The sequence below is a fragment of the Deinococcus rhizophilus genome (assembly GCF_030271215.1).
Taxonomy (GTDB): domain Bacteria; phylum Deinococcota; class Deinococci; order Deinococcales; family Deinococcaceae; genus Deinococcus; species Deinococcus rhizophilus.
This window is the reverse complement of the sequence record NZ_JASNGB010000263.1, coordinates 1-2,761: the sequence shown is the minus strand read 5'-3', so window position 1 is coordinate 2,761 and position 2,761 is coordinate 1. Positions and strand designations below refer to the sequence as shown.

General features: G+C 65.7%; 2 protein-coding genes. Both read left to right on the top strand.

Translation table 11 applies throughout. The features are described from left to right. The first annotated feature begins 617 nt into the window (after positions 1 to 617). Entirely contained in the window at positions 618 to 1,991 is a 1,374-nt protein-coding gene (locus QOL99_RS16290) for a replication initiator protein A (protein WP_285525358.1), read from the top strand. A gap of 86 nt (positions 1,992 to 2,077) precedes the next feature. Next, positions 2,078 to 2,725: a MerR family transcriptional regulator gene (locus tag QOL99_RS16285; RefSeq protein WP_285525356.1), complete on the top strand. Its 648-nt coding sequence runs from the start codon at positions 2,078 to 2,080 to the stop codon at positions 2,723 to 2,725. Positions 2,726 to 2,761 lie beyond the last annotated feature (36 nt).

The following is a 2,761-nucleotide window of genomic DNA, read 5'->3' as shown; positions in this document are numbered from 1 at the left end:
ACACGCGTTTCCCGACTTCCTCGCCACTTTTGACCCCTAGAGAGGGCCGCGAGACACCCGCCGCCCGGGTGGGGGAGACGGTGGGTGCTCGCTTCTGCCCTCACGCCCCGACGTTCCCCGGGCCCCCGCCGCTCTCCAGTCCTCCGACGACACACCTGAGCGATTCGGCCCCGTCACCGACGACACACCTGAGCGATTGGTCCGTTTCACCGACGACACACCTGAGCGATTGGTCCTGTTTCACCGACGACACACCTGAGCGATTCGGCTGCCTGCCAACGACACACCTGAGCGATTGCCGACGACACACCTGAGCGATTGCCGACGACATACCTGAGCGATTCGGCTGCCTGCCAACGACACACCTGAGCGATTGCCGACGACACACCTGAGCGATTGCCGACGACATACCTGAGCGATTCGGCTGCCTGCCAACGACACACCTGAGCGATTGCCGACGACATACCTGAGCGATTGCCGACGACATACCTGAGCGATTCGGCTGAAATTTGACGTCTGGGTCGGCAAATTTTCGGGGAGTGTTGATGATGATCATCATATCTTTTAATCAATATTCTTTTTCAAAGAAGGTAGAATTCATCAATCAAGGGAGGCCTGTGTCGAAACCCAGCCGCTTCGACGAGCTGAATCTTTCCCGGCTCAACCTGATCTCGGCGGTGGACCAGGCCGAGGTCACGGAGTGGGACGTGACGTTCGAGAATCAGGGCCGGGTCGTCCGTGTCCGCTGTGAGGCGCTGCCGAAATACGCGGTGCCTCATGGCCTGGACAGCGACGTGACCGCCGCCCTGCTGAATCTCTATATCGAGCAGGGCGAGCCGGAGGACGGGCGGTTCGCGGTGAGCGCCACCGCGCTACTCAAGCTGTGTGGCTGGCACAACACGGGCAAATACCACGCGACCCTGCGCCACTGCCTGGAGCGGCTGCACACGTCCTCCTACAGCGTCAGTGGAGGGTGGCGGGACCATCCCAAGGGACGATGGACCCATGCCAAGTTCCACTTCATCGAGTCTCTGGACTTCTCGAGCGCCGACCAGTACGGGACCTTCGACGAGCGCACGGTCATCTCGGGCCGGCTGGCGGACGCGATTGTGGCGAGTATTCGGGGCGGCTACCTCAAGCCCCTGGACACCGAGTTCATGCTGTCGCTGTCCCGGCCCCGCACGCGGGCCCTCTACCGCATCCTGGATGGGGCGCGGTTTGATCCCGAGCACCCGGACCAGCCGCTCGATCAACTGGAAGTGAACCTGATCGCCTGGGCAGAGCAGTGCAAGCTTCCCAGTACGGTTCCGGGCAACATCCGCCGTGCCCTGGCGTCACCGCACGAGGAACTGGTCAAACGGGGCTACCTGCGGTCGGTCAGCATCACCGGGCGGGGCAAGGCGCAGGTGATCCGTTACGAGTTCGTGCGGGAGTTCACGCCGATGGACTCGGTCCTGGCCCGCCGCTTCCGGAACTACGGCGTGGCCGACGGGGTCGCGCGCAAGCTCCTGCGCGAACACGGCCGCGCTTTCCTGATCGAGTGCATGGACCGCTTCGACACCCTGGTGCAGCGTGGCGTACTGGTGGTGCGCAAATCCAAGGCCGCCGCCCTGATGCACCTGATCGGGCATCCGGACGAATACCCTTACCCCGGCAGCGCGACCCCGGCGTCTCTTGCCAGGGTCGGCAGCGAGGGATCCCCCGGGCCCGTGGCGAAAGCCTCCAGGATGGAACCGCTCCTGGATGTGCCCACGGTCGCCGACGAGTTCGTGGAGCTCCCACTCGCGCAACAGGCCGAGAAGCTGGTGGCCCGCCTGGGCTTCCTGTACCGCAAGCGTCTGAGCGCCGCTGACCTGGACCAGGTCCGGCAGACGGTCCTGGAGGGCCAGGTGGCCGCAGCGCAGCTGCTGGAGGAGGCGGTGGCGGCGCTGGCGCGCAATGAGCAGGACGCCTTCGTGCAGGGCCTCAAGGCCCAGCTGAGGACGTCGTAGGGGGGGGGCTGGCCCGGGTTTCGTCCTTTCCAGAGCGCCAGGCAAATGACAATCCGGCCTGTCACGGTGTCTGCTACGCTGGGGCCGTGATTGACGTTCAGGCCGACTGGTCCGGGGGCATCGAGGCGCTGGTGGAGGAAGCCAATCTCTGGCTTGCCCGCCTGCTGCCCGCAGCCCGGGCCTCTCGGCCCAAGGATGAGGTCAACCCCCGATTGGTGCGTCACTACACCACCCAGGGGCTGCTGCCGGCTCCGCGGCGGGAGGGCAGAGACGCCCGGTATGGCCGGCTGCACCTCGTGGCCCTGCTGGCCCTGCGCCGCCTGATGGCCGATGGACTGAGTGGCCGGGCGCTGACCGCGGCTCTGGTCGGGCAGGATGAGGCAGGTCTGGAACAGCTGGCGCTGGAAGGCATTGTGGACAGGGAGGTGCAAGCAGGAGATGGCGATGACAACGGGGCGCTGCGCTACCTGCGCCAGCTCGCCGTCATGGAGGCTCCAAGACGCGCACGGGTGGTCAAGCCCCGACCCCCTACGCCGGTCCCCGCCGCCCTCCCGGAGTTCCTGCTGGAGCCGCGGAAGAAGGTGAGCCAGACGACCCGCGTGGTGGTGCGCCCTGATCTGGAACTGCAGATTGGCCAGGACTTCGAGTGGCCGGAAACGGAGCCGGAGTGGCGTGCTCTGCTCAAGGAACTCGGCGCGACGCTGCGTGACGTGCAGGGGGAGCAGGTGGAGTGAACCCAATCGGGCGGACCGCGGGGCAAGTCACGTCTG